This window comes from Microbispora sp. ATCC PTA-5024 (assembly GCF_000511135.2).
GTDB lineage: Bacteria > Actinomycetota > Actinomycetes > Streptosporangiales > Streptosporangiaceae > Microbispora > Microbispora corallina.
In genome coordinates, this window is record NZ_KI866527.1 from 156,344 (window position 1) to 160,695 (window position 4,352).

The 4,352-nt window shown below is 72.2% G+C and carries 2 protein-coding genes; both read right to left on the reverse strand.

Features of this window, described 5'->3' with window-relative positions; translation table 11 throughout:
- The coding region (locus MPTA5024_RS35215; RefSeq protein WP_036332300.1) for a type IV secretion system protein at positions 1-1,578 on the reverse strand (1,578 nt) is incomplete at its 3' end.
- Positions 1,579-1,763: 185 nt separating this feature from the next.
- Positions 1,764-4,241, reverse strand: a complete 2,478-nt coding sequence (locus MPTA5024_RS35220) for an ATP-binding protein (RefSeq protein ID WP_036332301.1) — start codon at positions 4,239-4,241, stop codon at positions 1,764-1,766.
- Between the last annotated feature and the right edge of the window lie 111 nt (positions 4,242-4,352).

Sequence of the window (4,352 nt, forward strand, 5' to 3'; positions counted from 1 at the left end):
GGCCATGGCGGCGGCGCCGAGCACCGGCTCCGCCTTGCGCAGACCCCACCGGCCCGCCCGGGCCGCGGCGACCGGCGGCAGCGCGTTGGCCGCCCGCGACAGGGTCGGCGCGGACGCGGCCTCGCCCAGCATGCGCGTGGTGAGCGTGTGCCCGTCCATCGAGGCGAACAGATGCTGGAACGGCCGCCGGTAGAAGAACACGGCGATGGTCAGCAGCGCCATGAACAGGATCTGCATGCCCCACGGCAGCGCCGTCGAGATGATCAGGGCGTAGCCGTACACGAGGATGCCGAGCACGAGGGCCAGGACGGCCTGGCGCAGCAGGGTGCCGACCAGCATCTCCACCCAGCGCATCGCGATGATCCGTCCCGAGCCGGGATGCACGCCGATGAGCAGGAAGACCGGTCCCAGCATCAGCAGCAGCAGGAACCCGACCTTGAGCACCAGCAGCGACACGGCCACCAGGAAGATGAGCAGCCCGGCCACCATGGCCGCGATGAACGCGCCGATCGCGATGCCGAGGCGGCTCGTCCAGTCCTTGCCCTGGAGGAGGAAGAAGATCGGGGTGTTCTCCAGCGGCTTGGCGATCTGCTCCTCGAACTGCTTCTGGTGGCTGTCGCCGCTCGGCATCTGCCCGCCGGCCTGCTCGTCGCGGTCGATGGCCTGGAGGTTCAGCAGCTTCGCGCCGAAGTCGCGGACGACGGGGGCGCTCGCGTCCGCCGTGCCGAACTCGCCCATCAGCCACGGCTTGCACACGAGCGTCGACCAGAGGGCGTCGGCGTTCTGGTCCACGCCCGCCGTGCCCTGCCTGCCGTACCCGCCGGCCGTGACCTGCGCGTTCGTGTCCCCCTTGGCGGGCAGGCAGGACGCGCCGCCCGCGCCGGGCAGCCCGGCGAACGCCGAGTTGACGACCTCGCCGGTCTTGTCGGTCACGGTCTTGCCGAGGCCGGTGAAGTCGCCGGGACGGCTGAAGAACCAGATCGCGACCGTGACCGCGAGCACCATCCAGATGACGCCCTCGGTGGTCGTCGTGGCCCGCTTGCGGATCAGCCCGAACCAGGCCAGCCAGATGGCGCCCAGGATGACGATCGGCCGCAGGTACGGCCAGTACATGGCGTCGGCGAGGTTGGTGACGACCTTGTCGGCCACGTCCTTGATGGGCTGGATCGGCCCCTCGGTAGCCGCGGCCTGGTAGGTGCTGATCGTCAGCCTGTCGACGGCCTTCGCCCAGGAGAAGACGGTGTTGGCCCACGCGTTGCCCAGGACGGCCGTCACGTCGGAGCAGCCCAGGCCGTACGTGTGCCAGAACTGACCGGCCATGCCGTACCGGTCGTAGTTGGTGAGGGGCTCCTTGGGGGCCGCGCCGGCGACGGCGGCGCCGGCCCCGGGGGTGGTGCCCGCGGCGGCCGTCGAGCCGTCCGGGGGCGGAGGCTGGACGAGCCCGTCGACGCCGCCGCCCACCATCTCGGGGGCGAGGTCGGACGACAGGTCACAGGGGCCGACGGCGCTCGCCGAACCCGTCGGGAAGACCAGAGGCACCGTGACGAACGCGGCGAAGGCCACGAGCAGCAGGGCCACCCGCCGCCGTAACCGCCCCCGCCGTGGCCGGGAGGACGGCCGGTCGCCGTCCGCCGCCGCGCTGTGGAGACGCCGGATCCGTCGCGTCGCGCCGGGGCGCTCCGGAACGCTCCCACGCCACGGCCGGCCGGCCCTCCGCCCCGGGTCCCCGGGACCCTCCTGGGCGGGAACGCTCCTGCGCACGCTCACGACCGCACCTCCTGCGCGACCCCCGACCGACTGGAGCCCCCGTCAAGAAGATCATGCCCGTTCTCGCCCGGCCTGTCGTGGGTCGGATTGGTGTCGAGCCATCGCAGCAGCTCCTCCGAGATCAGGTCCACCCCGATACGGCCGGCCCGGCCGTCCAGATCCCGGAACAGGCACTCCCCGTTGCCGAGTGAGCGCAGCGCGGCCTTGTGCTCCTCGGAGGGGTCGACCCCGAGAAGCTCCATCACGTGCTCGACCTCCACGCGCTCGGTCGAGCGGAACGCGAACACCGACGACAGGCAGTTCGTCACCTGCTCGTTGAGCAGGTCTCCGGCGTTCTGGGACACCAGCACCAGCGCCGTGTTGCGGGAGCGGCCCATGCGGGAGACCTCCGGCACGAGCTTGGCGCCCTCGGGGGTGGAGGTGATCGCCCACGCCTCGTCGAGGAAGATCGCCTTCGGTGTGCGCCGGTCGAGCCCGTTCATCAGGCGCCGCGCGAACTGGGACACCAGGTAGAGCAGGGCAACCGAGAGCCGCTGCTCGTAGGAGTAGTCGTCCCGGACGGTAGTCACGTCGGGCAGCGTGAGCCCGCCCAGCGTGAACACCGTGGTCCAGCCCTCGGTGTCGATCTGCTCGCCGCCGGAGGGGTCGAAGCACAGCCGGGCCAGGTGCATATCGGACATCGACCGGAGCACGGCCCCCAGGTTCTTCGACGCCGGGTCGGCCGACTGCTCCAGGTGGTCGACCACCTTGCCGAGCGAGGGATCGGGCTCGTTCGAGACGGCCGCCACCGCCTGGATCATGGCCGACTCGCGCTCCTCCGACATGCGGGGAAGCAGCAGCCGCAGGGTCTCGGTCGCCATCGTCTTCTTCGCCGCGATGTCGTCGCCGAAGGAGAACGGGTCGAGCAGGCCGGGCGCGGCCGCCCCCAGCGGGATGACCCGGGCCCGCCGCCCGCGGCGCTGGAGGAGCTGGACCAGCGACTCGGCGTCGCCCTTGGGGTCGATGACCGCGACCGTGACGCCGCGCAGGGCCATCTGGTAGATCAGCAGCAGCGCCAGCGTGGTCTTGCCGCCGCCCGGCTCGCCGGTGACGGCGATGGCGGTCGGCCGGTTCCGCGTCGCCGCCACCAGAGGGTCGAAGTGCACGATGCTGCGGGCCCGCCCCAGGGTCTCCCCGATGTACGGCCCGATCCATCCGGCGTTCGACTCGTCCACCCGGTCGCCGAGCTCCACGGTCGCGGTCGCCATGCCGCCCGCGATCGTGCGGAGCGGCTGCCGCTGGGCGTACGCGTTGACCCGCAGCCGCTCCCCCGGCAGGGCCTCGCAGAACAGCGAGAACTGATCGCCCGTGGAGTTCACCACGTCGATGCCGAGGTCGCGGTAGTGCTCCACGACGGCCTCGACCCGCTGGACGCAGATCTCCTCGGTCGGCGCGCTCACGCTCAGCCGGTGCCAGCCGTACACGAACGGGAGCCGCTCCTTGGTGATGCCGTGCTCCAGCATGCGGGCGGCGTCGATCTGCTCGGCCAGCGCGAGCGGCGCCTCCGCCCCGGCCTCGCGGATGTGGATGTCCATGTCGCGCGCGTGCGCGAGCTTGCGGGCGACGTCCTTGCTCGCCCGCACGGGCGGGATCAGCCGCATCCGGCTCGACACCTCGACCGGGAACGGCAACTGGTCGGCGAAGTGCAGCCACGGCTCGCCGTCCGGGAACGGCATCAGGTCGGGGAACCGGGCGAACGACAGGTGGGCGGTGTAGGAGTCGCCCGACGGCTGCTCGATCCGCAGCAGCGACCTGCCGTTGTGGATCTGGCCCTCGACCAGGGCCTCGATCTCGCCCCTCCCCCATCTCCTGCGTGGGGTCGCCGAGGGCGCCGGCTCGCCGAGCCCGCCGGCGGCGGCGTGCTGGAAGAGCCACGCGATCTCCGGGGAGGTGGCGTGGCGGGCGTACAGCGCGCTGGACGCCAGGGCCCGGCCCAGGCGCTCGGCCGCCTCGGTCCAGCGGGCGATCTCCCGGTCGGGGACGTGGTCGTCCTCGATGCCGAGCGCCTTCTCGCTACGCTGGTAGAAGCCGAACAGCTGGGCCAGCACGCCGGTCCCGAGCTGGGCGCCCCGCGGCCCGAGCCGCACGCCGAGGTAGACCTCCTTGTTCCAGAAGTCCTTCGCCCAGACGTGGCGGTACATCTCCTCCAGGTACTCCCGCCAGCCCGGGCCCTCGTCGGAGGTGGTGTTGAGCGCCATGGCCCACTCCGCCGCCGGGTAGGCCCGGTGCGCGATGCGCAGGTGCACCTCGGCGTCCGCCATCCGGATCGCCGCCAGCGCGATCGTGATGTTGGTGGCCAGCGCCTCGCGCTCCTCGGGGGTGAGGAACTCGTAGCTCACCGTCGGCAGCCGGAAGTAGGCCCAGGCCGCCGCGTCCGTGAGGAGGACCCGGTCGTCGAAGTACCGCACCGCCAGGCGACTGCGCGCCCTGCTCATCTGACGCTCACCAGCTTCCCCGATCGGAGGGGGGATGACGCCCGGCCCGGTGCCCGCCCGTCGGGCCGGCGAGGCTCGGCGCTCATCTGGCCACCTCCTGCTTGGCCTGGA